This is a genomic window from Aliidiomarina halalkaliphila, from assembly GCF_007096385.1.
In the GTDB taxonomy this organism is placed as follows: domain Bacteria; phylum Pseudomonadota; class Gammaproteobacteria; order Enterobacterales; family Alteromonadaceae; genus Aliidiomarina; species Aliidiomarina halalkaliphila.
Window position 1 is genome coordinate 55650 of sequence record NZ_VJWL01000003.1, and the last position, 25001, is coordinate 80650.

General features: G+C 50.4%; 23 protein-coding genes. 11 read left to right on the forward strand and 12 right to left on the reverse strand.

Annotated features, from left to right (window positions below; genetic code table 11):
• Positions 1-97: 97 nt before the first annotated feature.
• Entirely contained in the window at positions 98-991 is an 894-nt protein-coding gene (locus FM042_RS08915) for a tetratricopeptide repeat protein (RefSeq protein ID WP_143236086.1), read from the forward strand.
• Positions 992-1057: 66 nt separating this feature from the next.
• On the opposite strand, the gene FM042_RS08920 is transcribed toward FM042_RS08915, so the two are convergent.
• On the reverse strand, positions 1058-2497 hold the full coding sequence (locus FM042_RS08920) for a YfcC family protein (RefSeq protein ID WP_143236087.1): 1440 nt from the start codon (positions 2495-2497) through the stop codon (positions 1058-1060).
• Between the two features lie 169 nt (positions 2498-2666).
• On the opposite strand from FM042_RS08920, the gene FM042_RS08925 reads away from it, so the two are divergent.
• Positions 2667-3236, forward strand: a complete 570-nt coding sequence (locus FM042_RS08925; protein WP_143236088.1) for a DUF1439 domain-containing protein — start codon at positions 2667-2669, stop codon at positions 3234-3236.
• On the opposite strand, the gene FM042_RS08930 is transcribed toward FM042_RS08925, so the two are convergent.
• The 8 genes from FM042_RS08930 to FM042_RS08965 all read right to left on the reverse strand — a co-directional run bounded on the left by FM042_RS08930 (position 3233) and on the right by FM042_RS08965 (position 9088).
• Positions 3233-4021 carry a class I SAM-dependent methyltransferase gene (locus tag FM042_RS08930; RefSeq protein WP_143236089.1) on the reverse strand — a complete coding sequence of 263 codons (789 nt, stop codon included), beginning with the start codon at positions 4019-4021 and terminating at the stop codon, positions 3233-3235. The genes FM042_RS08925 and FM042_RS08930 overlap by 4 nt on opposite strands.
• The gene (locus FM042_RS08935) at positions 4018-4458 is read right to left on the reverse strand and encodes a GNAT family N-acetyltransferase (protein WP_143236090.1); all 441 of its coding nucleotides are present in this window, start codon (positions 4456-4458) and stop codon (positions 4018-4020) included. Before FM042_RS08935 ends, FM042_RS08930 begins: the two co-directional genes overlap by 4 nt.
• A 38-nt stretch (positions 4459-4496) precedes the next feature.
• Positions 4497-5333, reverse strand: a complete 837-nt coding sequence (locus FM042_RS08940) for a Dam family site-specific DNA-(adenine-N6)-methyltransferase (protein ID WP_143236091.1) — start codon at positions 5331-5333, stop codon at positions 4497-4499.
• Positions 5334-5409: 76 nt separating this feature from the next.
• Positions 5410-6531, reverse strand: coding sequence for a 3-dehydroquinate synthase (aroB, locus tag FM042_RS08945; RefSeq protein ID WP_143236092.1), 1122 nt, complete (start codon positions 6529-6531; stop codon positions 5410-5412).
• A gap of 2 nt (positions 6532-6533) precedes the next feature.
• Positions 6534-7052, reverse strand: a complete 519-nt coding sequence (gene aroK, locus FM042_RS08950) for a shikimate kinase AroK (RefSeq protein WP_143236093.1) — start codon at positions 7050-7052, stop codon at positions 6534-6536.
• A 102-nt stretch (positions 7053-7154) separates the two neighbouring features.
• Positions 7155-7922 (reverse strand): hypothetical protein, encoded by a 768-nt coding sequence (locus FM042_RS08955; protein ID WP_143236094.1) that lies wholly within the window; start codon positions 7920-7922, stop codon positions 7155-7157.
• A gap of 25 nt (positions 7923-7947) precedes the next feature.
• Complete coding sequence (locus FM042_RS08960; RefSeq protein ID WP_143236095.1) at positions 7948-8403, reverse strand: hypothetical protein; 456 nt, start codon at positions 8401-8403, stop codon at positions 7948-7950.
• Entirely contained in the window at positions 8393-9088 is a 696-nt protein-coding gene (locus tag FM042_RS08965) for a hypothetical protein (protein ID WP_143236096.1), read from the reverse strand. Before FM042_RS08965 ends, FM042_RS08960 begins: the two co-directional genes overlap by 11 nt.
• A gap of 190 nt (positions 9089-9278) precedes the next feature.
• Here FM042_RS08965 and FM042_RS08970 point away from each other — a divergent pair, with 190 nt between their 5' ends.
• On the forward strand, positions 9279-11852 hold the full coding sequence (locus tag FM042_RS08970; RefSeq protein WP_143236331.1) for a penicillin-binding protein 1A: 2574 nt from the start codon (positions 9279-9281) through the stop codon (positions 11850-11852).
• A 15-nt stretch (positions 11853-11867) separates the two neighbouring features.
• Here FM042_RS08970 and metL read toward each other — a convergent pair whose 3' ends face one another.
• Positions 11868-14315: a bifunctional aspartate kinase/homoserine dehydrogenase II gene (gene metL / locus FM042_RS08975; protein ID WP_143236097.1), complete on the reverse strand. Its 2448-nt coding sequence runs from the start codon at positions 14313-14315 to the stop codon at positions 11868-11870.
• 222 nt (positions 14316-14537) lie between these two features.
• Here metL and metJ point away from each other — a divergent pair, with 222 nt between their 5' ends.
• Together metJ and gloA are read left to right on the forward strand one after the other, a co-directional pair.
• On the forward strand, positions 14538-14873 hold the full coding sequence (metJ, locus tag FM042_RS08980; protein WP_143236098.1) for a met regulon transcriptional regulator MetJ: 336 nt from the start codon (positions 14538-14540) through the stop codon (positions 14871-14873).
• Positions 14874-14894: 21 nt separating this feature from the next.
• A complete protein-coding gene (gloA, locus tag FM042_RS08985) occupies positions 14895-15452 on the forward strand; it encodes a lactoylglutathione lyase (RefSeq protein WP_143236099.1) in 558 nt (185 codons plus the stop codon).
• Between the two features lie 13 nt (positions 15453-15465).
• Here the strand turns inward: gloA and FM042_RS08990 are convergent, their stop codons facing one another.
• Together FM042_RS08990 and FM042_RS08995 are read right to left on the reverse strand one after the other, a co-directional pair.
• Positions 15466-15909: a hypothetical protein gene (locus tag FM042_RS08990; RefSeq protein ID WP_143236100.1), complete on the reverse strand. Its 444-nt coding sequence runs from the start codon at positions 15907-15909 to the stop codon at positions 15466-15468.
• 1 nt (position 15910) lies between these two features.
• Positions 15911-17161 carry a malic enzyme-like NAD(P)-binding protein gene (locus FM042_RS08995; RefSeq protein WP_143236101.1) on the reverse strand — a complete coding sequence of 417 codons (1251 nt, stop codon included), beginning with the start codon at positions 17159-17161 and terminating at the stop codon, positions 15911-15913.
• Positions 17162-17444: 283 nt separating this feature from the next.
• Between FM042_RS08995 and FM042_RS09000 the strand changes: the two genes are divergently transcribed.
• From FM042_RS09000 to FM042_RS09025, 6 genes are all read left to right on the forward strand, one after another.
• On the forward strand, positions 17445-18431 hold the full coding sequence (locus FM042_RS09000; protein WP_143236102.1) for a class I SAM-dependent methyltransferase: 987 nt from the start codon (positions 17445-17447) through the stop codon (positions 18429-18431).
• Between the two features lie 229 nt (positions 18432-18660).
• Entirely contained in the window at positions 18661-19485 is an 825-nt protein-coding gene (locus FM042_RS09005) for a DUF6689 family protein (protein ID WP_143236103.1), read from the forward strand.
• Between the two features lie 20 nt (positions 19486-19505).
• Positions 19506-20339, forward strand: a complete 834-nt coding sequence (locus tag FM042_RS09010) for an FHA domain-containing protein (protein ID WP_143236104.1) — start codon at positions 19506-19508, stop codon at positions 20337-20339.
• A 90-nt stretch (positions 20340-20429) separates the two neighbouring features.
• Complete coding sequence (locus tag FM042_RS09015) at positions 20430-23612, forward strand: protein kinase domain-containing protein (RefSeq protein ID WP_143236105.1); 3183 nt, start codon at positions 20430-20432, stop codon at positions 23610-23612.
• Positions 23575-24276 (forward strand): sensor histidine kinase, encoded by a 702-nt coding sequence (locus tag FM042_RS09020; protein ID WP_143236106.1) that lies wholly within the window; start codon positions 23575-23577, stop codon positions 24274-24276. The genes FM042_RS09015 and FM042_RS09020 overlap by 38 nt, the downstream gene beginning before the upstream one ends.
• Positions 24273-24926: a response regulator transcription factor gene (locus tag FM042_RS09025; protein WP_143236107.1), complete on the forward strand. Its 654-nt coding sequence runs from the start codon at positions 24273-24275 to the stop codon at positions 24924-24926. Before FM042_RS09020 ends, FM042_RS09025 begins: the two co-directional genes overlap by 4 nt.
• Positions 24927-25001: the final 75 nt, after the last annotated feature.

Here is a 25001-nt window from a genome sequence, read left to right on the forward strand (position 1 = left end):
CGTTGCGTATATTTTAATCACTGACCTGAAGTTGTAGCGCCAGTAATTTATCTAGGGAGAGAGCCGGCCACTGTGGTTGGCAAGTGAGGATACGACTATGAAATTACCACTTTTACTTGGGCTGTCACTGGTTATATCGACTGTTTTTGCGCCATCGGCCGCATTAGCCGGAGAACGCTGTGAAACGGAATCTTGCCGAGCGCAAATTGAGCGCTTTCAGCGCTATGCGCAAAACGGCAGCTTTGAAGCCATGCTGATTTTAGCAGTGGCCTATGCCAATGGTGAAGGCGTGGAACAAGATATCGACAAAGCACGGCAATGGATGAAAGAGTCTATCCGTTTGCGCAACCCACAAGCCTTTCATGTGAAATCCAGCTGGCGCCGTCACGGTGTGGTGTTCGAACAAGATATCGAGCGTGCTGACCACTTCCGTGATCGCGCGATTGAGCTTGGCTTTGCACCGGCTATGTATGAAAAAGCAATTGATCTGCTACGGGAAAACCGTGACGTGGATCTGGCTCTTGAGCTGATAAGCGAAGCGGCGGAACAAGGCCATCCTGAATCTATGTATGCGGTGGCACGTTTTTATGAAGAAGGTGTGCTTGGTGAGCCAGACTTGCAAGCTGCGGGTGAAATTTACAAGCATCTTGCTGTCGTTGGACATAGTGACGCTCGCACTCGTTTACGAGCCATTGCCGATGAATTTGAGCAGCAATCGGAGCAGGGTCAAACGATTGCGCGGCAGTTGCGCGAATACGAAAATATGGAACGCATTCAAGTGCGGGCATTAACCGGCTCGTTGGAGGATCGGTTAGCGCAAATGAACGAATTGTTGTTCAAGCACTTTGATAACCGTCCACCGACCGGTTCTCGTTTCCGTCGCGCCCACGCGTGCGGAGCAGCAAACCCTGGTTGTCGTATTATTTATCAACATGGCCAAGACTTTGTCGGTCATACCTTAATGGAAGCATTAGGCTTAGATCGTTACTAAATGCCCCCCAATAAAAAACCCAGCAATTGAGGTTGCTGGGTTTTTTTGTGGTTCACATTGAGCGTATTAGGCGAGAGCGCTGGTTGCCACCGTCACCATACTGGTCACATCCGGTTGAACATCGGCTCCGTAGCCAAAAATAACCGTGAGGACGAGGACCACCACGCAGGCAAGCATCAATTTACCGAGCAGCGGTAAACAGAAGCGGAACCAGCGATCGTAAGGTACCCCGGCAATCCCAATGATCCCCATAAGCACCGCGTTGGTCGGCACAATCATGTTGGAGAAGCCGTCACCAAACTGATAGGCCAATACCGCCACCTGACGTGGCACCCCAACTAAATCACTCAAAGGCGCCATCAATGGCATAGTCACAAATGCCTGACCACTACCGGATGGCACAAAGAGATTCAGAATGGTTTGAATGATCAGCATGCCTATGGCTGAAATATAGGATGGCACATAGGATAAAGGCATTGATAAGCCATTCACAATGCTATGCAGCACTTGTCCGTCTTCCAGTATCAGGGCGATACCTCGGGCGACACCGATAAGCACGGCAGTGGTTGTGAGATCTTTGACGCCTTCAATGAAACTGTCTGCTGCTTCGTCGAATTTCAGTCGGCCCAGCACGGTGATCAAAAGACCCCACCCGACAAAACAAGCGCCCAGTTCATACAGGTACCAACCATATTGGGAAATACCATAAATGGCGATCGCGATGGTGACTAAGAAAGTGCCGAGAATTAAACGATGGCGACCATTGAGCTTGGGATACTCAGCCTGAACTTTCCCTTCCAATGGACAAGGTAAATCAGCCACCAAGCTTTGGCTTGGGTCTGCTTTAACTTTCTTCGCGTAGGTCCATACATGGTGAAAGGCGATCAAAACAAAGGGCACAATGAGCAATAGGCGTAACCACAAACCAGAATACGGTGGCACTTCGGCAATGCCTTGCGCAATAAGTACAGTAAAGGGGTTAAATGCGGACACCCCGTAACCCACACCGTAGCCGGCCACTGTCATCCCCACCGCCGTCATAGCATCCAGGCGCATGGCCTTACATAAGGCCACTAAGATGAGTACGAAGGGAATGTATTCCCCGGCTGTTCCAATCGCCCCAGAGGCAAGAGCGAAGAAGAAAATCACCATAAAAATAAGCTTTTCTGGGCGATCTTTGTGCTTCTCGAGCAAACGGCCGATTAAAGCGTCGACTGTGCCTGTGCGGCGAGCAATGGCTAATACGCCACCCACAATAAAGACGAAGAAGATAATGTCTTGAGCGGCGGCAAAGGCACGAGGAACTGCTGTTAATAGTTGCCAAGGAGTGAGAAACTGACGTTCTTCTACCAATTCGAAGGTGTCAGGAATAACAACGCTGCGTCCGGTGTCGGTGAGTTCGGTTTGGAAAAATCCTTGCGGCACCACCCAGGTGGCGAGCATCGCAATGATCATCATACCGAACAGTAACGTTAGAGTATGTGGAACTTTAAACGTCTTCTTCATAAACAAGCCTATGTCTGTGGTGTTATATCTTTCATTATAATTAGGTGGTCCATACGGACGGCCTGTGCGGGATGCCCTAAGTCTATCGGATGCACTGCGGTCAACCAAGCGTAAAATGTAGCCTAATTGTTAGGATTCTACGATTTATGCGATGAAATAAGGAAACCCAATGAAAAAATACGGTGTGCTTCTTTGTGTAACATTGTTTTTGTTTGGCTGCGCCCAGTTGAGCCAAATCGCCAGTTATCGGGTCGAGCAAGCGCAGTTGGAGCAAATTTTGCGGGATCAAGCCAGTGAGCTAGAAACCCGTATTACTATTTTGGGTATGTCGGTGCCCTTGGAAGTTGAGCATCTTGTTCTGGAAGTGGGGCCGGACGACACTAAGTTAGTGCGTCTACACACAGCCTTTACCATGCATGTATCAGGGCTGGGAATGAGTTATCCCATTGCCATCGAGATGTCGGTGGAGGGTGCGCCTGTGTATCGGCATGATCAGCATGCGGTATTTGTGCGGGATCTGGATATTCTCAGTGCATCGGTGGATGCCGGGGGTTATCGAGGGTCGCTGGCCTTTTTGAATCGCGAGGTGAAAGAGCTGCTAGATGAATTCATGGCGGAGAATCCGGTGTATCGTCTGAATGAAAATAACCCTCACCATCGCATGTTAATGCGCTTTCCCATCTCCATGGAAGTGGAGTCGGGTGGATTGCGATTCCGGGCTCAGCAAAATGATGACTAACGGATTTTCGGATAGGCCTGCTTGAGATAAATATCAAAGCGGTGTTTTTTGCTGGCAACTTGTGATTGTGGTTGTTGCCCGGCTAAAAACGGCGCTTTGTTGGGTCGCTTCACCACCACGCGGTAGGTGGCCAACTCCAGTGCTAATGGCAGTAACCCGTCGGCATCAAAGTCGGGGCCAACCAGTTGCTGCAATATTTGCATGTCCTTTTTGACGGCTGCAGACTTGTCGCGCTCCGGGAACATCGGATCGAGATATACTGCGTCAGGCTTGAGCTCTTGAATAAAGGACGGCATCACATCGTGCTCTAGCAAACTCCCTGACGGTAGCATGTGCAAACGTTGGCGACTCCAGTGGTCGTCGGATTGATATTGTTGAAAGTGCAATACCGCTTGATCCAACAAGGCATGGATTGCCGGATGGCGCTCCAAAAAATAAACCTCACAACCTGCGTGGGCTAACATAAGCCCGTCTCTTCCTAAGCCGGCGGTGGCATCAAGCACTCGTGGTCGCATGCCATGGGCGACACCCAATGCACGCACCACAGCTTCTTGTCGGCCCCCACCGAGCTGTTGCCGCCAAGCCTGGCGGCCGCGGGTGTAATCCAATACTAAAGGCTGCATATCCGGGCGGTCGAGCCAACGCAACTGCAAACCGTCGCGGGTGAGCTCGAGCACAAAATCTTCACCACAATGCTCTTGCGGTAATTCAAAGCGCTCCGCAAGCTTCGCTGCTGCTGGCTGTAACTCCGGCTCGGCGGCTAACAGGGGAACAATAAAACTCATGGGTGATATTCCATGTGGCGGTGTGGGATGCCATCTTCCAGATACTCGTCACCAATGACATGGAATCCAAGAGACGTGTAAAAGTCGAGCAAGTAGCTTTGTGCATTGAGCTCGATGGGGTAATCCGGGGCCCGCTCAACCACTTCGACGATGGCCCGTTGCATCAGCTCGCGCCCATAGCTTTTTCCACGACCACGGGCATGCACCACCACACGCCCAATATGAGAGGGCTCTTGGTTGGTACACATCAAACGTGCGTAGGCAACTAGCCCTTGGTCATCGAAACCACACAAATGTAGCCAGTCAGGGTCGATGCCATCGATGTCAGGATAAGGACAATTCTGTTCAACGATAAAAATATCTTGGCGCAGCCGGAAAACGTCATGCACCAGTTCGTTGCTGAGTTCGTTGAAGGTGGAGACGGTAAAATTCAACATAGAATCAATCCTTGCGCGATTGGAAAGAGACAACGTCCCTATTTTAGACCAGGAATGGGTGGAGCAAAGTACGCGAGCAATTCACCGACTTTATTTCGAGTACTGCCATTTTGACTAATAAAACGATGTACTTGCAATGGCAGCAGTTCAGCCGAGTGATATAACTCACGGGCAAACACCGTATCGTGGTTACTAATAAGTACAGGAATACCGCGTCGGCTTGAGGCATCAATGGCTTTTTGGGCAAGAATTGCCTGCTCATCCAAACCAAATCCATTCCCCGCATAGCTCGTGAAATTGGCCGTGGGACTCAGCGGCAAATAGGGGGGATCGCAATAAATGACATGACCGTTGCGCGCCCGGCGAAACGAATTCTGAAAGGGCTCGCAGGTAAAGGTCGCTTTCTTGGCTTTCTCTGCGAAGAACTCCAGTTCTTGCTGGGGAAAGTATGGGGCGCGGTATTTTCCGAAGGGCACATTAAAGAGTCCGCGGCTGTTATAACGGCAAAGTCCGTTGTAGCCATGGCGATTTAAGTACAGAAAATACAGGGAACGCTCATAGGGATCGGTGCAGGCATTAAAGGCGGTGCGCATGGCGTAATACACGTGGGCGTGATTATTCGCGGGAATAAATAGTCGGCGTGCGTCTTCAATAAAGGTTTTAGGTCGGCGTTTGATAATCTTATAAAGATTGATCAAATCCGCGTTGATGTCGTTGAGAAGGTACTTGTCGTAGTCGGTATTTAGAAATACCGAACCGGCGCCGACAAAGGGCTCGATCAGTTTGTCGCCTGGGGGCAATAGGCTACGGATTGGCTCAACAAGGGTGTACTTGCCACCAGCCCACTTTAGGAATGCGCGTTGCTTTGATTTCATTATTATTGAAACGCCGGGCACCAATTAAATGCATAAAAATGGATTGTACCCCGAACCGATCAGGAATAACACGGCCTCAGGATCGCGTAACGGACTCTGTAATAACGGCCGTTAACTCCGCTTGGGTCACATTGCTGAAAATTCCAGCCGCTCCAGGCCCGGTGGGTAGGATAAAGCGCATGGTGCCATCTTTTACTTTCTTATCGCGGCTCATGAGGTCGAGCCAGGTATCGATATCCATCGCCGCCGGCGGTGCTATAGGTAATTGCGCTTGGGCGATGAGCTCGATAATCGCATCCCGATAGGTGGTGCCGATGAATCCTCGCAAACAAGACAGGCGCGCTGCCATGACCATGCCCGTGGCCACGGCTTCGCCGTGTAACCAGCTAGTGTACTGCGTCGCTGCTTCTATGGCATGGCCAAAGGTGTGGCCCAAATTCAGCAGTGCCCGTTGCCCTTGCTCCGTTTCATCCGCCGCCACAACCCGCGCTTTGATGGCGCAACTGGTGTGAATAGCATAGGCCAGTGCCTCGGCGTCTTTGTCTAATAGTCGCTGTATGTTCTTTTGCAACCATTGGAAAAATGCGGCATCAGCCATCACGCCGTATTTGATTACTTCGGCGATGCCGGCACCCAATTCTCGCTGCGGCAATGTAGTGAGTACGTCTGTATCGATCAGTACCGCAGCCGGTTGATGAAAGGCACCGATCAGATTTTTACCGCCGGGGTGATTTACGGCAGTTTTACCACCCACAGACGAGTCGACTTGAGCAAGTAACGTGGTTGGGATTTGTACGCACTGCACACCCCGTTGCCAAGTTGCAGCAACAAAGCCAGCGAGATCACCCACTACACCTCCACCCAAGGCGATAATCACGCAATCGCGATCAAAACGGTGTTTGACCAACACATCCATCACATCGCTGTAGGTGGCTAAATTTTTGTAGCTTTCGCCATCAGGAATGAGCACATGCTGAACCCGATAGTCTTTATCCGCTTTTTGCAAAGCTTGCAGCACCGGCTCCATATAATGGGCAGCAACGGTCGGGTTACTCATCACTAAGATATTGCGACCATGGTGAGGCAGGCTTTGCTGAAGAAGAGCAATGAGCTGATCACTCAATATGTGATGGCCAATAAGAATCGGATAACGCCGCGTTCCAAGCTCAACATGTAATGTGGCGTGCGGCGTTGTCATGGTTATAGCCCTAACTTCTCGATGATTTCATGGGCAACGACTTTTGCGCTTTGTTCATCGGTTTGAATAATGACATCAGCGATTTCTTCATAGAACGGATTGCGCTCGTCGGCTAGTTTTTCTAGCACTTCACGCGGATTATCAGCTTCTGCAATAAGCGGACGACGCTTATCTCGTTCTGTACGCGCAACTTGTTTGTCGATGGTGGTTTTTAAATACACCACTACCCCGCGCGCAGATAAGCGATTACGGTTCTCTTTGCTGATCACTGAGCCACCACCGGTAGCCAGTACAATCCCAGTATTTTCGGTTAGCTCGTTAATCACTTTCTCTTCGCGATCACGAAAACCATCTTCCCCTTCGAGCTCGAATACCCAGCTAATATCGGCACCGGTGCGGCGCTCAATTTCAGCATCTGAATCAAAAAATTCAAGGTGAAGGGATTTGGCGAGTTGTCGCCCGATGGTACTTTTGCCGGCCCCCATAGGACCGATGAGAAAAATGTTACGCTTATCAGCCATAGCTTTATACGTCACTTCTGTATTTGCTGTAGTAAATCAAATGAGTGTCCAACCACCCCTGTGCCCCTGAAAAAGACACGCGATTATCGCAATTTGTATGGGCTATGGCAACCAGAACACAGGGGAGGATCGTGTCGGTAAAAGGGGGAACTCCACAGGGATACAGTCTCGATCAGGCGCGAACAGGCGGAATTCGCCCGCTGTGGAGACGTGAACCTGTACATCCTGTGTGCTGCTAAGTGTGGGTAAATAATACGAAATGGGCATTAATGCAGGGTGCCCGCGCGTAGCAATGCGCGCGGCCTGTGGGCCTGCCCCGGGAGTGAATGCGATTACTTCATGTTCCCAAGAAAAATCCGGCGCACATGAGATAAGTGGCGTTGATTCAACGGCTGGCGCCGATTTTGTAGGTTTTATCGGCTGTACCAATTGTCGCCAGTGCGCAGGCACAACGACAGCAGCAGATCCGATTCGCTGCTGTTGGCGGTGTAAGCTGCCACTTAAACGCAAACCCTGATGATTGGCCTCAAGCGCTAATGCACTGAACATCCAGGGTGTGGTTTGCAGTGCGTGTAACCATCCTAGGATGTATTCCGCGGGACCCAATAATTGGAGTTGCCCCTGATCCGCTTCAAGTTGCCAGGTCTCTATCACAATGGGCTGTTGGGGAATGAGCAAAGGCTCCTGTGCCATGATGAGTGGCTGCCCAATGTAAGCGTCATCCTGTGCTTGCGCGAGAAAACGTTGGAGCTGCTGGCGCTGCCTTTGCCGTTCATCACTTAAAGGAGCACGCCAATGCATGTCAGATATAAGAAATACGGCCAGAATGCAGCTGCCGAGCATTACAAGGCGCTGCTGAGATGAACGCATAACAAACTGAGTCCAAAAGGAAGATTTAGTATGCATGATGAAAGGTCCAGATCATGCGAACAAAAGAAGCGTCAGGGGCTTCTGGTTCGATAACGACAGACTGTTGCTGCCACCCAGTAATATCCAAAGTATCGGTTACCATGGCTAATGTATCCGAGCGAGGAACCCGCATTTCCAGCGTCAGCACGTGGTTTTGCATACGAACCACGGGTATTTGGAAGGCCGTATCCAATGCAGTTATTGATGCAATAAAGTTCAGTAATGCTTGTACTTGATGCTCGTGGATTTGCGGCTGAGAAGCCGCGAGGCGAAACTGTTGTAAGGCCTCTCGTTCGCTCAATGTCAGCGCAGACGGTATGCGCACGAGCTGCACGGTGAGTGTGATCAGCAGCAAGATGAACGCCGCATAAAGCTGGTGCCTGGCACGCTGGCAGCGTTGATGCCAACGTTGTGGAAAGGGGGTGAGGAAATTAAAGGCCATAGGCGTGAGGCTTTCTTGCGGCTGACATGGATGACCCCATTGAACGTAGCTTATTGCCCAGCGCTAGGGCCACTGAGGCTGCATGCACTAACGCGGGTGTATGCTCGCGCTCGTTGTCGCACTGCTGGCATCGCTGCTCGATCAAGGTTTGGGCAGGAGCAACAAACCCATCAAGGTCGTCTGCAAAGAGGGGCGGAACTGGGTGTATGGCGAGGCTCGGCAAGGGACTAAACCGACGTTTCCACGAGGTCAGGACCTGCCAGTAAGGCAAAATTTGGCGCCGTTCAACACTGCGTAACTCGGTGTCGGCGCCTTGGTGATACATGTCCCAAAAATCCTCAAACGGACAGTGCTGATCCCGTTCCATTATTTTTGTATGAGCGAAATGCATCTGCTCCGGCATGGTTAAATCATCGGGTACAAATAACGAATAACGTTCATAGGTCTGAATCGCCCAAGAGCAGATCACTTTTTTTCGTTTTTGCCAAAACTTCGTGGAACTTTTACCGACAACGAATCTCTTACTGATGTGTGTGAAGAGAGAAATTGAGTTGAGTGTGAGAGCTTGCTCAGTGTGAGGAAACTGGAAGACATGCCGAACCCGAGGGCATGTCGCCCAGTCTTCAATAATCACCATAACAACGTCGGATTCTGTGTGATATAAGCCGGCGACCAGAGCGTTCATGTGTTTCCGTAGAACCCCTTCCTTGGTTTGCTTCTTGTGGCTCGAATGCATCCTGCAATCTCCTAAAACGACTATCCAAATATGAAGCGCGCAACAAACTTACGTAAATTCAACAACGCTTTGGTTAAATTTAGCGCATAATCTTTCTATAATGCGCAGTTCAATACAGGGTAATGGCGGAATTTTTGTGATTAGATTTCTCAAGTACACGGTACTCACACTGATAGTGTTGTTCGCGCTTGCGGGTGCGGCCGTGGTTGGTTTGTATTATTACGTCAAGGATGATTTGCCAAGTGTGGAAACCTTGCGTGATGTGCGATTACAAATCCCGATGCAGGTATATAGTGCCGATGGCCGACTGATTTCTCAGTTCGGTGAACAACGTCGTATTCCACTTACCCTCGATGAAATTCCGCAACCCATGATTGATGCCATTCTCGCCACTGAGGATTCACGCTTTTATGAACATCGTGGCGTCGACCCTATTGGTGTGATGCGAGCGTTTCGTGTGCTCGTGGTTACCGGTGAGATTCGTGAAGGGGCATCAACGATTACCATGCAGCTGGCGCGAAACTTCTTTTTAAGCCGCGAGCGGGTATGGATGCGCAAAGTAAAAGAAGCCTTTATTGCCGTGCATATCGAGCAAAAGCTCAGTAAAGACGAAATTCTCGAACTGTATCTAAATAAACTCGCATTAGGGCATCGTGCCTACGGGGTGGGGGCGGCGGCACAGGTGTATTATGGTCGCGAACTGCACGAGTTAACCCTTGCTGAGATAGCCACTATTGCGGGATTACCGCAAGGCCCATCGATCCTTAACCCTATTTCTAATCCGCAAGCATCGGTACAGCGGCGGCGCATTGTTTTGCGGCGCATGCTGGATGAAGGTTACATCAGTCGCGCAGAGTACGACGCTGCATTTAACGCGCCTGTTACGGCGCGCTATCACGGCGCTGAGATCGAAGTGAATGCACCTTTTTTGGCTGAAATGGTGCGCCAGGAAACAGTTGATCGCTTCGGTTTAGAAGCGGCATATACAGCCGGATTGCGGGTATACACCACGGTCAAATCAGAGCATCAATTGGCCGCAGAATTTGCCTTACAAGAAAACTTGCACGCCTATGATGAGCGGCATGGTTATCGTGGCCCACAGCAGCAATTGTGGGGATTCGATCCAGAGCGATTCTTCCGCGCTGAAGAAGATACACGACGCCCACTTCCCGATGAAGCCACACTGGAAACGATGCTGCGTCATGGTGGCGCTCGCTGGACGGATCAAGAGATTATTCAGTATGTGAATCGTCAACCTCGCTTTGGACGTTTACAACATGCAGTGGTTGTCGGTGTGCATGAACAGAGTGTGGATATTATTCTGCGTGGCGGTATGCAGCACACCTTAGAGTGGGATCGACTCGATTGGGCTCGTCAGTATATTGATAATGAACGCCAAGGTCGTGCGCCACAGCGAGCGGCAGATATTCTGAACGAAGGTGATCATATTCTCGTTCGACCCTTTGATGATGGTTGGAAGCTAGCGCAGGTTCCCGGACCAAGCTCTGCTATCGTTGCTCTGCACCCCCAAACCGGTGCAATACAGTCTATCGTTGGCGGCTATAGCTTTAGTTTGAGTCAATTTAACCGAGCGACGCAGGCGAAGCGGCAAGTGGGTTCAACCATTAAGCCATTTATCTATGCGGCCGCATTTGAGCATGACTTTACACTGGCCTCTTTGGTGAACGATGCACCCATTACACAATGGAACCCGGGATCAGGCGTGGCGTGGCGACCGCGCAATTCACCAGACGTTTACGATGGGCCAATTCGCCTGCGCGAAGCCTTAGCACGCTCAAAAAACGTGGTATCGGTGCGCTTAATTCGTGATGTTGGAGTCGATCGAACCGCTGATTATTTGGCCCGATTTGGTTTTGCGCCTCATGAAATTCCGCGCAACGAGTCCTTGTCACTCGGTTCTGCTTCATTTACGCCGCTTGAGCTCGCTCGTGCATTTGCCGTGTTTGCGAATGGTGGTCACTTAGTTGATCCTTATTTTATCGATCGCATTGAAGATCAAGACGGCAATATCATCTATCAAGCGAATCCACGCTATGCATGTGCGCGCTGTGCGGAATCTGAATACCGCGAAACCCACGCCATAGACCCAGAAACGCCGTTGCAGCAAGAGTTCCATCAAGCACCGCAAGTGATTTCTGAGCAAACGGCATTCTTAATTACGGAAGCCTTGCAATCAGCGATTTGGGGGGGCGGTAGTTGGGCACATCAAACCGGTTGGAACGGAACTGGCTGGCGCGCGCAAAGCCTTCGCAATCGAAACATTGCAGGAAAAACAGGAACCACGAATGACGTGCGTGATACTTGGTTTGCCGGCTATAGCCAAGGCACAGTGTCGGCGGTTTGGGTGGGCTTTGATAATCTTGAGTTTGCGCTCGGACGGACTAGCTTGAACGCCAATTTAGGTCGCCAGCGGCAACCGATTGTTGGTTCAGAAGCTGGGGGAACCACCGCGCTGCCGGGCTGGATTCTGTATATGGAACGGGTAATTGGCGATGTGGATACCAGTCCTTATGAATTACCATCAGGAATGATGTCGGTGCGCATTGATCAACCGACCGGTAAGCTCACCAACCGTTCCGACCATACCAGTATGTTTGAATATTTCGTGCGCGGCACAGAGCCAAAAGAATTCGCAGATTCTGATGGCCGCCGGCCGCAATTGTTCGAAGATGACGACGGGTTATTCCGCTAAAGAATTAACCCGAGTTTACACGTCGCGTTTAACGGCGAGGCGGGCGAGTAATTGGTGTAAATCCGATTGCACGCCGCCTGCTGTTACTTGACGTCCCGCACCTGGACCGCTAATCACGAGCGGCATGTCTTTATACCAATCACTGAAGATCACAAAAATGTTCTCGCCAGGAATTAAGTTGGTGAGCATATCGTCGACAGAAATATACTCAATGCCGACCCGGGCATGGGAACGATCTTCACCGACAGAGAAGCTCGCCATTAGGCGCGGAACTTTGCGCTCCGCTTGTGCCTCGTGCCACAGCTTTTGCATGGGCTCATCGAGCTCAGTGAGGCGCTGCAAAAACTCATCGAGGGGAATATCTTGCAAGGCTTTTGGCACCAAGCCGTGAATTTCCACATCATCCCAATCGAGGGTGGCGCCGATATCCCGAGCAACGATGAGGAGCTTGCGCACGATATCGTGACAGGATAAATCTTCGCGTGGGTCCGGCTCTGTGAAGCCTTCAGCACGCGCTTGCCGCACCAGATCACTAAACTTTACTTCGCCATCAAAGTTTTCGAACAACCAACTCATGGTGCCGCTGAAAATGCCTGAGATACTGCGAATGCGATCGCCAGACCGAATCAAGTCATTTAGTGCATAATTGAGTGGTAAGCCCGCACCCACGGTGGTGTTGTACAACCATTCTCGTTTGTACTCGTGTTGAATGGTGCGAATTTCCCGATACAAGGATTCGTGGGCGGAGCCCGCTCGCTTGTTCGCGCTGATAATATGCATGCCATTGGCGAAAAAGCTAGGGTACAGCTGGGCAATCGAGGCCGCATCGGTGAGGTCGAGCACGACCATTTCGTCACACGGGGCGTTCGGCAATTCCCGCAGCAGTTCGGTGAGCACATAGGGCCGTGCTAGGCGTTCAAAGTTATCTTGCCAATCCTGTAAATCCACCCCGCTGTAATCGAGCCAAATGCGTGAGGAATTAGCGATGCCCATAATGCGCACATCGACATTTTCGTTCATGCGGTCGCGCTGTTGCCGGAATAATTGTAACCATTCGGCACCGATGTTGCCGCGACCCAGCACCAGCAAGCCAATGCTGCGGCGGAAGTTGAATAACTGACTGTGCAACCGATTGAGCAATCGCGTATCTAGCTTCTGCCCTAATATGGCGATGGCGGATGTTTTCTGAGGCGACACTAAAAACCGGCGCAGTTGCTGCTCGCCAGCTTCTCGGCGTAACACGGCAAACTGCCGACTTTCTTGAATGCGCGCGCCCACCAAAGCGATCATGCTGTAGCCACTGACTTCATGCACGTGGTGCTCTGCATCTTCTTTGCTCAACCAACTGCGAATAAACTCCAAATGGTTTTGGTGGAAGGCGTAGTATTTTTCTTGGCTTTCTTCTTCAATCCAGCTCACCAATGGTTCGAGCTGGGTGCCTTCGAAGCGAGCAATGAGATCGCTATCGCTTACATGAATGCTAAACAACACCACATCTTGCAACGATGTGAGCACCTTGCCTTGGGCTTCGGTGTAATCGTACTGACCAATACGTGTTTGTTGATTTTCCACCTTTAAACTCGAGCGCACGCTAATCACCATGCGTTCGCGGTTCACGGGCTGGAAGGTGCGTGGGTGTAATACCGGGCTGCCCAAGCGTGCGAGCTCTTCCGCTTCGCTCCAGTCGAGGGTAGGTAAACTCACGACGCGTTCAACTTTGCGCGGATCGGCGGAATAAACACCGGCCACATCTTTCCAGATAGTGACTTGGCGGCTATCAATGAGGCTCCCGATCAGGGTGGCAGAATAATCAGATCCGTTACGCCCGAGCAATAACGTGCGGCCGGTGCCGGTCTCACTGCATATAAACCCAGTGACAATAAAGCGCATGCCCGGATAGGGGCCTAATCGTTTTAATAAAGCATCGCGAGAACGGGCAACGTCGATCACCGGCTCGGCGGCATCAGTGGCGGATAAAAATGTGCGCGCGTCGATATAATCCGCGCGTGTGCCTTGTTTCTCTAACAGTGCGGCGAGTAAGCGAGCTGACCAAAGCTCACCGTAGGCGCAGAGCTCTGCGCGCTCGATCGTTTCCTCGCCAATGAACCATTGTTGCCAACGGGCAAAGTCTTTCTCGGAAGCCGCCATTACACGGGTGAGTTGGCGACCAGACAGTAGCTCTTCAATTAAGCCCTGTTGATAGCGTTGTAAGGATGCCAATAACGTGGCGGCATACTCCGGTTGGGCTTCACGGGCATCAATGATAGCGAGTATACGGTTGGTAGTATCACCGGCTGCTGAGACAACGATAAGATCGCTGACGCCCGCATATTCGGTGACGATGCGAGCAACGCGGCGATAGCAATAAGCGTCGGCGAGGCTACTGCCGCCAAACTTATGCAGGTGAATTTCATCGGCAATAGCGCGAATACGGTCGGGGTTCGGAAGTTGGTCGCTATTCATGCTGCGTAACTGCGTGCCTCATTGATGAATGGAGTGTCGGCATCATATCGAACTTAAATGATAAATAGAAGTTTAGATGGCTAAATACATTGAAAAATGACATACTTGCCGTCTTAGGGCATAAGCATATTCCAAATGAGTATTGCAGAATTGTGCCCATAGCGAAAATAACAATAGCGCAATGCGCACAACGGCAGTACATATTTACCGGAGGTTTTCACAATGAAATGGGATGGTGAGTACATCTATCCATACGCCGAACATGGGAAAAAAAGCACACAAGTGAAAAAAATCACTGTGTCCATCCCCGTGAACGTGCTGAAGGTGCTTACTGACGAGCGGACCCGTCGGCAGGTGGCGAATTTACGCCATGCAACCAATAGCGAACTTCTGTGTGAAGCGTTTCTCCACGCCTTCACCGGACAGCCTCTACCAAGTGATGAGGACCTACGCAAAGATAATCCCCATAAAATCCCTGCTGAAGCGCGCCGTATTATGGATGCGTTGGGGATTGAATATTCAGAAGATGACCTCACCTCTGATCCTGAAATCGACTAGAACTGCAATAGTGGAGGAAGTATGAGTCGCCATTTTGAAGAGGCACCTGGTTTGTATGACGCCCACGACGAAGCAACCCACGCTTACGTGTTCAACCAAACTATGTTGCGCATCAAAGACCCAGAAGCCACCTTAGATTTTTACACGCGGGTACTGGGGATGACCCTCGTGAAAAAACTCCCGTTTCCAGAAATGAAATTCACCTTATTCTTTTTGGCGGCACTCACGCCAGAGCAATTAAAAGACTGGTCGGCAGATGCGGATACTCGTTTGGTGGAAACCTTTTCCCGACCCGCGATGCTTGAGCTTACCTATAACTGGGGAAGCGAACATGATGATCAGGTGAATTATCACAACGGCAACGATGAACCCAAAGGCTTTGGACATATTGGCTTTGCGGTGCCTAACCTTGATGAAGCCTGTGAACGGTTTGAAGCCTTAGGGGTGCGTTTCGTGAAGCGGCCGCAAGATGGCAAGATGAACGATATTGCTTTTATCCAAGATCCGGACGGCTATTGGATTGAAATATTTGAACCGAAACGCCTGCCAGCGGGGCTGAGCAAACACCTCGGTTCATAGATAGATATCGCGCTTATTGATAAATCAGGTGCCCGGCCTGCACGCGCGTGAATAGGCCGGTGCCTGCTAACGCTGCTACCACATAGCGATAATCAACATCGGCCCCGCGGGGTTCAATCCACATACGATTTCCCGACACTCCAAAGCGAATCGGATAGTTGACTGCACGCCGAATTTGTCGCTCAGCTTGCGCCAGCTCTGCGGGCAACTCACTGCCCCGAGGCATGGCTGCATAAGCGATGTGCTGATCGCGCAAGGTATCGTCATACCAAAGGATATCAATCGGGCCGGAATGACGAAAATCAGCTATGCCGGGATCATCACGAAAAGCACGCAAGGTTTGTGGATTTTGATCTAAGGTAATGGTTGCCGCACCGTTACTCTTCGCGGTACTGGCACAACTACTCAACCCTATGGCCAAGAAAAGCGCTACAAAAATCGCGGTTATACGGGGCATACTAACCTCCTTCTACAAAATAATTTTCAGGTAAATCGATGCGCGCAACACCAGACTCCACTGCAGCAATAGCGACAGCGCGTGCGACCCGTCCACAGAGGCGCGGATCCATGGGCTTCGGAATAATATAGTCTTTGCCAAACGATAATGCGCTTACGCTGGCGGCAGTTAACACGCTTTCCGGAACTGGTTCCCGCGCAAGATCTTTGAGTGCGTGAACCGCGGCAAGTTTCATGTCATCGTTAATTGCACTGGCGCGCACATCAAGGGCACCGCGAAAAATAAACGGGAAGCAGAGCACATTGTTGACCTGATTGGGGTAGTCCGAACGACCTGTGGCCATAATCAAATCGTCACGGGCGCTGTTGGCGATATCAGGGTGAATTTCTGGATCAGGGTTGGAGCACGCGAACACAATGGGTTTATCCGCCATCAAACGCAAATCGTCGGCGCTGAGCAAGTTCGGGCCCGATACACCAACAAAGACATCCGCACCTGTAATCACCTCTTGCAGCGTGCGCTTATCGGTGTTGTTGGCGAACAACATTTTGTATTCGTTCAAATCTGTGCGGCGCGTATGAATGACGCCTTTTGAGTCGAGCATATATATATGCTCCCGTTGTGCGCCGCACTGGATGAGAAGTTCCATACAGGCGATGGCCGCGGCGCCCGCGCCCATACATACGATTTGTGCCTTTTCGATTGATTTGCCTTGAATCGCCAAGGCATTAAGTAAGCCTGCAGAGGTGACAATCGCAGTGCCGTGTTGATCATCATGAAATACCGGAATATCGCAGCGCTCAATCAGGGCCTTTTCAATCTCGAAGCACTCAGGGGCTTTGATATCTTCAAGATTGATACCACCAAAGGTATTAGCAATGCTGGCCACGGTGTTAATAAAATCTTGGGTGGTGCGATGGGTTACTTCGATATCAATGGAATCGAGCCCGGCGAAGCGTTTAAACAATAACGCCTTGCCTTCCATCACCGGCTTGGATGCCATCGGACCTAAATTACCTAAACCGAGAATCGCCGTGCCATTACTGATCACTGCCACAAGGTTTCCTTTGGCAGTATATTTATACACATCATCTGGATTTTCCGCGATGGCACGCACTGGCTCCGCCACCCCTGGGCTGTAGGCGAGGGCTAAATCGCGTACAGTTTCAGCGGGCTTAGTGAGCTCAATACTGATCTTCCCAGGTACGGGAAGCGCATGATAATCAAGGGCTTGCTGACGGAAATCGGTCATGGTGATGTGGTGTCCATAAACAGTGTGCAGGAAGAAATATCCAGGGTAAGTAAGCAACCTGGGATTGTAAGCCAGTGTAATGGGTTTTCCCGAATGAACAAATCTTACCAATCCGTAGGGGTGTTTTCAGCCGCACCTACGTGGATCAGACTTGCTTGCGAAACGCCCCACAGGTATGGTGTTGCTTGATAAGTTCAGGGGGAAAGATGGCGTAGCACGGGGCTGCACATCTCGGCCGACTCAAGGCCAAAAAAAAGACTAAAAAATACAGAGACGTAACTATATGAATCATTGGAGTCAGTACTGGAAAGTATCAAATGCGCTAAGTAGTTTTGCTGAAGGTGACGCGGGGCGTGGTTACGAAGGTGATATCCGAACTTTCTGGGAATTTCATTTAAAAGACTTAGACGACAACGCGGTTGTTGTGGATGTGGGCACTGGAAATGGTGCATTAGCGCTGTTGGCGAACCAGTTTGGCAAACAGCAGAAGAAAAATTGGACGGTGCATGGTGTCGACGCCGCGACCATTAATCCGGCTGAAGATGTTGATGGTACACCAGAGCTGAAAGCGTTACTCAGTGAAGTTCAGTTCCACGGTGATACCGACATGAGCAAATTACCGTTCGACGATGGCTCGGTAGATTGCGTGGTGAGCCAGTTCGCGTTTGAGTATGCGGATCGCAAAGCAGCGCTAAAAGAAATTCTGCGCGTGCTTAAGCCTGGTGGCAAAGTGGTCATGCTTGCGCATCATCATAAATCGTCGATTATGCAAGATTCAAAAACCGGCGTACGTGTTTTCGAATACACCCTCAACGAAACCCCGTTGTTTATGCAAGCAGACTTGTTGCTGCGGATCGGTTTACAGTATTTGAAGGCAGATACTGTGGCCAATTGGAAGAGCAGCCAACACGGTCAAGCCACAGAGAAAACGACGCGTTGGATTATGGACATGTTGCGTGAGCGCTTCAGCAACGATGCCGAGCGCGTTTGGGTTGACGATATCATTGGCCGTGTTGCGCGCTTAATTCAATCGGTCGATAGCGCAGAAAAAGCAGAAATGGCTCTGCAAGCCTTAGGTCGTGAATACAACATGTTGCAGGCGCATTTAATGCGTGTGCAAGACCAAGTAAAAGCGTCGTTAACAGAAGCTGACGTGAAAGCGGTGATCAAGTCGGCAGGTAAGGCATCAAAACAGAACGATTACTCCGATTTTAATCTCGAGAACGAACCATTTGCATGGGCAATTGAGATTGTAAAGAAAGCTGATTAATCGATAGTTTTCTTTCTCAACGGGATGGAAACAACGGAAAAACCCTCTTTTTGTCAAAAAAAGAGGGTTTTTTGTACAAATTGAGGGTAAACCCCTATAGCGGAAACCTTTTCCTCTTGCCATGCTATGGCCTCAAAAAGGGATTAATGCTAGTTGCTTACCCCCACACAGATCACGTAATCTGAAACGGTAATGGCAGTTAGTTGGTTAAAACAAGAGGATAACGAAGATGCAAAAGTATCTTATCACGATGATGTTAGCGCTTGGTCTGATGGCACAAGCGATGATTGCGGCAGTTGCGGCACCGACAAGTACGGTGACGTATCATAGCAACAAGGTGGTCGCTGATGTTAAGTTCGACCAAAATTTATCATTCGATTTCTCAATTTCGTTTGAGCACGCAGTTGGCTTGAACGAAACTAATTTTAAAGTCACTGCCCAACGGGTCTCTCCGTTTGATTCAAGTATTACCAGTCGCTTGCCCGATTCCATGCATACAGCGCTGCACGATGGATTTCCGGTATTAATTACCGTTACCGCGCGCCCTGATCGTGGTTTTGCTTTTACCGGTGAAGCGCAATTGGAGCTTTATACCCAAAGCATCGATTTCGCAGAGAATCTGCGTTTATTCCGTTCACACAATCAAGGACAGTTTGAGGACATTACCACCTTAACCGCAGCCGGTAGCTTGCGCGCCCATGGTTCAACAGGGCAGTTCTCAGATTTCCTAATCCTTGTTGATGATCGCGACCCGCAAGCGCAAGTTGCTGCGAAAGCAAGAGAATTATCGAGCTATCTGTATTCTTTCGTTGATTCGCTTGGCGATGACGTAGGTGCAGAGCTGCGTGCTCTGAGTCGCAACGCAGAAGCACATGTATACGAGGGTCGCTTTAATGCCGCTGCTGCTATAGTGAATAACTTCATTCGTGTGCTTGAGCGTACTTCTGGCGACAGCATTCCAGATGTATGGCGGTCATCAGACGATATTGAAAACGTGAAAGGTGAGTTGTTAACGCGCGCTCGAAACCTGCGCTTTACACTGTCACAACTGTAACAACGAAGTGAGCGTCACTTATGCCATTACGATTACAACTTCGTTATCCACATCGGCCTGCAGAGAGTCATATCCTCTTTGAAGGAAAAGACTATCTGCTCGGCCGAGCGGACGATTGCGATATTATTATCGATGATCCTCAGGTATCCCGTTACCATGCGCGTCTTGAGGCGCGCACCGGTAACTGGACCTTGATTGACCACAATAGCCAGAACGGGTGTTTTAGTGGCTCGGATCGCATCAACAAACTGCACTTGGCGAGACGGGCGGAGATTACCTTGGGTCCGGTGAACTGTTACTTCGAGCAAGTACCTCATCGCCAAGTCACCGCAGAAAGTAGCTTTCGCCAGTGGCGTTCGCGGTTTGTGGATACAGCAACGGAACAACTGTTTCGGGAAACGTCGCTCAATCGGCTTTTGATGTCGGCAACGGAAACCTTGAGTACTATTTTATCCAGCGATCGCGCTGCTGTGATATTCCTCGATGAACAAGGGGATATTTCTCGATGCAGCGGATTCCCCCAATGGATGAACGGTGAGCAATTCACTGGTAGCCGCACGGCAATTCAACAAGCGCTAAGTACGAATGCGCCAGTGGTGTTGTCCAAGGTTAGTGCCGACCCCTTGCTGTCGCACGCAAAGAGTGTGATTAAAAACCACATTCAAGCCTTGTTATGCTACCCGGTGACCTACCGTGACCAAGTGGTGGCAGTGCTTTATGCAGACAGTACGGCAGAGCAACGGAGTTTCTTGGATACAGATCTGGTCATTGTGCGTGCGTTTGCCCGCCAGTTGTCGATGGCCTTGCAAGTTCAGGATCTCGAACGGCGCCTGTCGACCCTTCAAGCCATTTAATTTGTGTTTTCTACACATATGTTTTTGCAAAGGTATTACCAAGCGGAGTATTCTTGGTAATATCAGCGAAAGCACTGATGGAGAAAATACGTGACAGTCAGCTCAGACCGGCCTAGCCATTCTACCGGTCACCAGACAGCGTCATTAACGAACACGAGGATATTGCCGGAAGGTCATGTCCTCGCGGGTCGTTTTCGTATTTTAGGATCCATAGGTATTGGTGGTCAGGCGCAGGTGTATGCGGCCCGAGATGAAATTCTTGGTTCCGACATTGCGGTGAAACTGATCGCTCCGCAGCATGCCCTCGATGTAGAACAAGTACAACGCCTCCGTCAAGAAGCCCTTTTAGCCCGTGAGCTCAATCACCCCAATATTGTGCGGGTATTTGAGTTTTATCAGGATGGCCAATGGGTGTTCTTAACCATGGGGCTAATCGAAGGACGAAGTCTCGCTGAGTTTTTGCATGAAGGCATTAGCCGACAGCAAACCGAACTATGGAGCGAACAACTGCTCCTGGCGCTTAGAGCATGCCATTCTCACAATATTACCCATGCAGATGTAAAGCCGGAAAACCTGCTTATCGATGAGCGGGGCAATCTAGTGCTGTTAGATTTTGGCATTGGTGTGCACGGAGATTATGAACGGGCTGACTTTGCCGGCTCGCAAGGGTACAAGGCCCCTGAGGTTACGCAGTTTGGAAAGGCGAGCCCGCGTAGTGATAGCTACAGCAGTGGTCGCTTGTTTGCGGATATGCTGGCCGCCACTCACATCCGTACCTGGCACATGGGGGATTGGCGTTGGTACTTGCGCTTAAAGCGTGTTGCCAAGCAATTGAGCAAGCCGCTCGCCCATCAGCGCATTAGCATCGAAGAAGCGCAAGAACGTATTGCCCCAGCCCATCATCGCAACATGGCCTACACCGCAAGTTTAATTGGGGTAGGTTTGGTGGTGTTGTTGTATATGGTTTGGTCAAAACCCGTGGGTGAGTTTGAGACTCCAGCGACGTCGGAGAATGTGGTCAAACGAGTAGCGATTGTATACTCACCTGATGATCATCTGTTAGGCGGTATTTCCGAGCTGCTGCATTTGCACCTGATTTCCCAAAGTGGGGTGGATGTGGTGGAGCAAGACCGGGTGGATACGTTGGTGCGAAATTTAGGCTTGCGCCCCTTCCGTCAACAAGATCACCGAAACCGCTTAGCGCAGCTAGTAAATGCTGATGTGATGGTGCTGCTACAAAATAGTCAAATTAGCTCCGGCGAGTCGCCACGCGTGCAAGTTCTGCTCGCAGAAATGCCAGGGAATCGCCTTTTCGGTGCTTTTCAGGGAACCGTGAGTAACGATGCCCTACCGCAAACCATGGAGCAAATGCTCACCCACCTCAATGAGCAACTGGCTTTACCGGCACGGCAGCCGATTGTTCGTCCGGAAGAATTACAACGGGTAGAGCCCGTACTGCGCGCTATGCGCGAAGGGCGTGAAGCAGAGGCGCAAACTTTTGTGCGTTCACTGCAAGAAGAATGGCCGGAATTTGCGGGTGGTTGGTTGGCAGGCGCCCGATTAGCGGGTAATCAGGGCAATATCCAACAAGCTCAAGATCAGTTAGACCGAGTATTCCAGCTCTCCCAAGACGATGAATATTGGCACCTTGAGGGCCGCGCTCTCGAAGCTGAATTGTCCGGTGATGTGAATGCTGCTATTGCAGTTACTGAACGACTGATTCAGCTTTTTCCCGGGCGTAGTGGTTTATTAGAGCGGCGTGCGGAGCTGGCGTTATGGATGGACGACGCTGACACTGCCATTCGTATGTATCAGGCGGCGTTAGAACTGGACCCCAGCTCCCCTGAACGCTGGTTCGAGCTAGCACGCTTACGCATTATTCAAGGGCAAATCCAACAGGCCCTGGATAACGAACTGACTCAAGCCTTAATTAAGTTCCGACAACAAGAGAATTTACGCGGTCAGGGCATGGTATTGAATGCCTTTGGTGTGGCCTATCTGCGCTGGTCTGATCCAGCGATGGCGAGCCGCTACTTTAACGAAGCCCTTGAATTTCGAACGGAAGAACGTGATCCCGCCGGGCGGGCGGTGACCTTGGCGAACTTAGCCACTGTAAAGAGTATCCAGCGGCAGTATGCAGAAGCAGAGGCCGCTTTGGCAGAAGCCGCTGTACTCTTTGCGCAAACGGACGACCAGCTAGGGCTAGCCCAGGTAGAAAATGAGTGGGGGATTCTGCTCGAAGAGCAAGGGCGCTATCGTGAAGCGCTGACCCACTATCGCATGGCTCTAGATTTACGTATCGAGGCGGGGGCTACCCTACAACAAGCGGAAACCATCAATAACGTGGCCTATATGCACTTTTTGATGGCCGATTTTAGCCAAGCAGACATTTTTTGGAAACAATCGCTGAATATATTTACTCGGGTTGGAGATCAGAGCGGTATTTTACGCACCAAGTTAAATCTTGCACATTTGAGTTTAACCCGTGGGGATTACACCAGCGCCACCCATATTTTAAGTGAGGTGCTGGAACAGGCGAAAGACCACCGACCGGAAGAAGAGCTTGTGACTCAATACTTCTTAAGCCATCGTAATTTCTCTTTGGGCTTGATCGAAACGGCCTTACAAAACAGTTACCGTGCTTTAAAACTGGCCGAAGAAATAGGGAATATCCGGCCAATGATTGAAACTCGTATTTGGATCGCGGAGATGTGCGCGCAACTCGCTGATAGTGATTGCATCTCCGAACAAATTGAATTATTGGAAGAAAATTCACAGCAACTTAATGCTGAACAAATTATCTTGTTGGAATGGCTACATAAAACCGTTGGTGTGTATGAGAACACCGCTACAGCGAGCGAAATTGCCGCATTTTGGTCGAAGTTCCGTAAGCAGTTGCTCCCAGTACAAACCGAGCTTCGCGTGTTATTAATGACATTGGAGCTGCATCCACTGCCGAAAGATAGCTGGCAATGGGAACGAGTGCGTGAATTAACCCGGCCAGTGATGTATAAAGAACATATGCACGGCTTGTATTTACAAGTGATTCAGTTTAACGATGCTCAGGCGCGTGAAAATCTACGTCGGATGCTACAAAATCATCCATACCACTGGCGTAATCATTTGTATTATGAGATTTTTAGTGATGAGGACTCTCAACGGCGGGCCGACGAATTGCGTACCGCATTGTTTGAGCATATGACTCCCGATCAGATTGAGGCATACCAACGCGTCTATGAGCGATCCCAAACTCAAGATCGAACAGGAAATTGAGGCGCTTCGACGCAGCCAGGCCGAGCTGCGACATTTGTTGCAACAAGAACAAGATACCCTTCGTGATTTAGCTCAGCGTTTGTGGAGTCAGCAAGAGGCGGAACGCGCTCGGTTGTCGCGAGAGCTGCATGATGGTTTAGGCCAATTACTCACCGCATTAACACGCCGATTACAAAGTGCCGCAGATGCAGGTATGATTGGTCAAGAGATTCCGGAAATCGCCACACAGGCATTGGATGATGTACGTCAAATGTCGCGGTTGATGCGTCCGAGAATTCTCGATGATCTGGGCTTGGAAGCGGCATTGCACTGGTTGGTTCGCACATTATGTGAAGATGAAGACCTACGGACCGATGTGAAAGTAGACATCGATATCCCACCGGACGCGGCCTCTTCTATTTTGGTGTTTCGGATAGCACAAGAAGCGTTAACCAATGCTGTTCGCCACGCCAATGCCTCAATGATCAATATATATGCAAGTCGCGCAGGTACAACCTTGCGCCTTGATGTCATAGATGACGGGTGTGGTTTCGATATGGATACGGTCGAGCAAGGGGTAGGGTTAACAAGTATGCGCGACCGTGCAGCGGCTTTTGCTGCTGAATTTTATGTAAAAAGTCGCCCCGGAGGCGGCTGCCATATAAGTGTATTGGTACCCCTATGACAATCAATGACAATAAGATCCGCCTTATCGTAGCGGACGATCATACGCTGGTTCGCCAGGGTATTGTGCAAATGCTTAGGCAACACGATGAGTTCGATGTAATTTGTGAATGTGAAGATGGCGTTGCTCTAGTGCAAGCCGTTGTTAAACATAACCCTGATGTTATTTTGATGGATATTTCCATGCCGAAAATGAACGGCTTGGTGGCGATTGATCGGGTGATTCAACAACGCTCCGATGCGAAAGTGCTGGTGCTGACGATGCACGATGAAATCGAATATATGGTGGCATTGCATCGAGCTGGTGCGCGCGGATACCTGTTAAAAGAATCATCCACAGATCAACTGGCGACGGCGATTCGTGCCTTGCATCGCGGTCGTACCTTTTTCCCTGATGTGTTGGAAAAATCTCTGGAAAGCACGGCGAATGGCCGCGGAAAACCGGTATCCTTGTTAGGTGGACTCACGCGCCGGGAGCGGGAAGTGTTTTTCCTTGTCGTGGCCGGGCATACAACGAAAGATATCGCGGGTCTTCTGGATATGAGCCACAAGACAGCGGAGAATCATCGGGGCCGGGTATTGGCGAAAATGGAAGTAGCGAACACCGCTGAGCTGATTCGTTTAGCAGCCCGAGAAGGCCTGCTCGAATAGTTCCGACCGTACCCAACGCATGCAGGGCCTTAAGGTGAAGCAAACAAAAAGGCTGCCCGAGGGCAGCCTTTATTG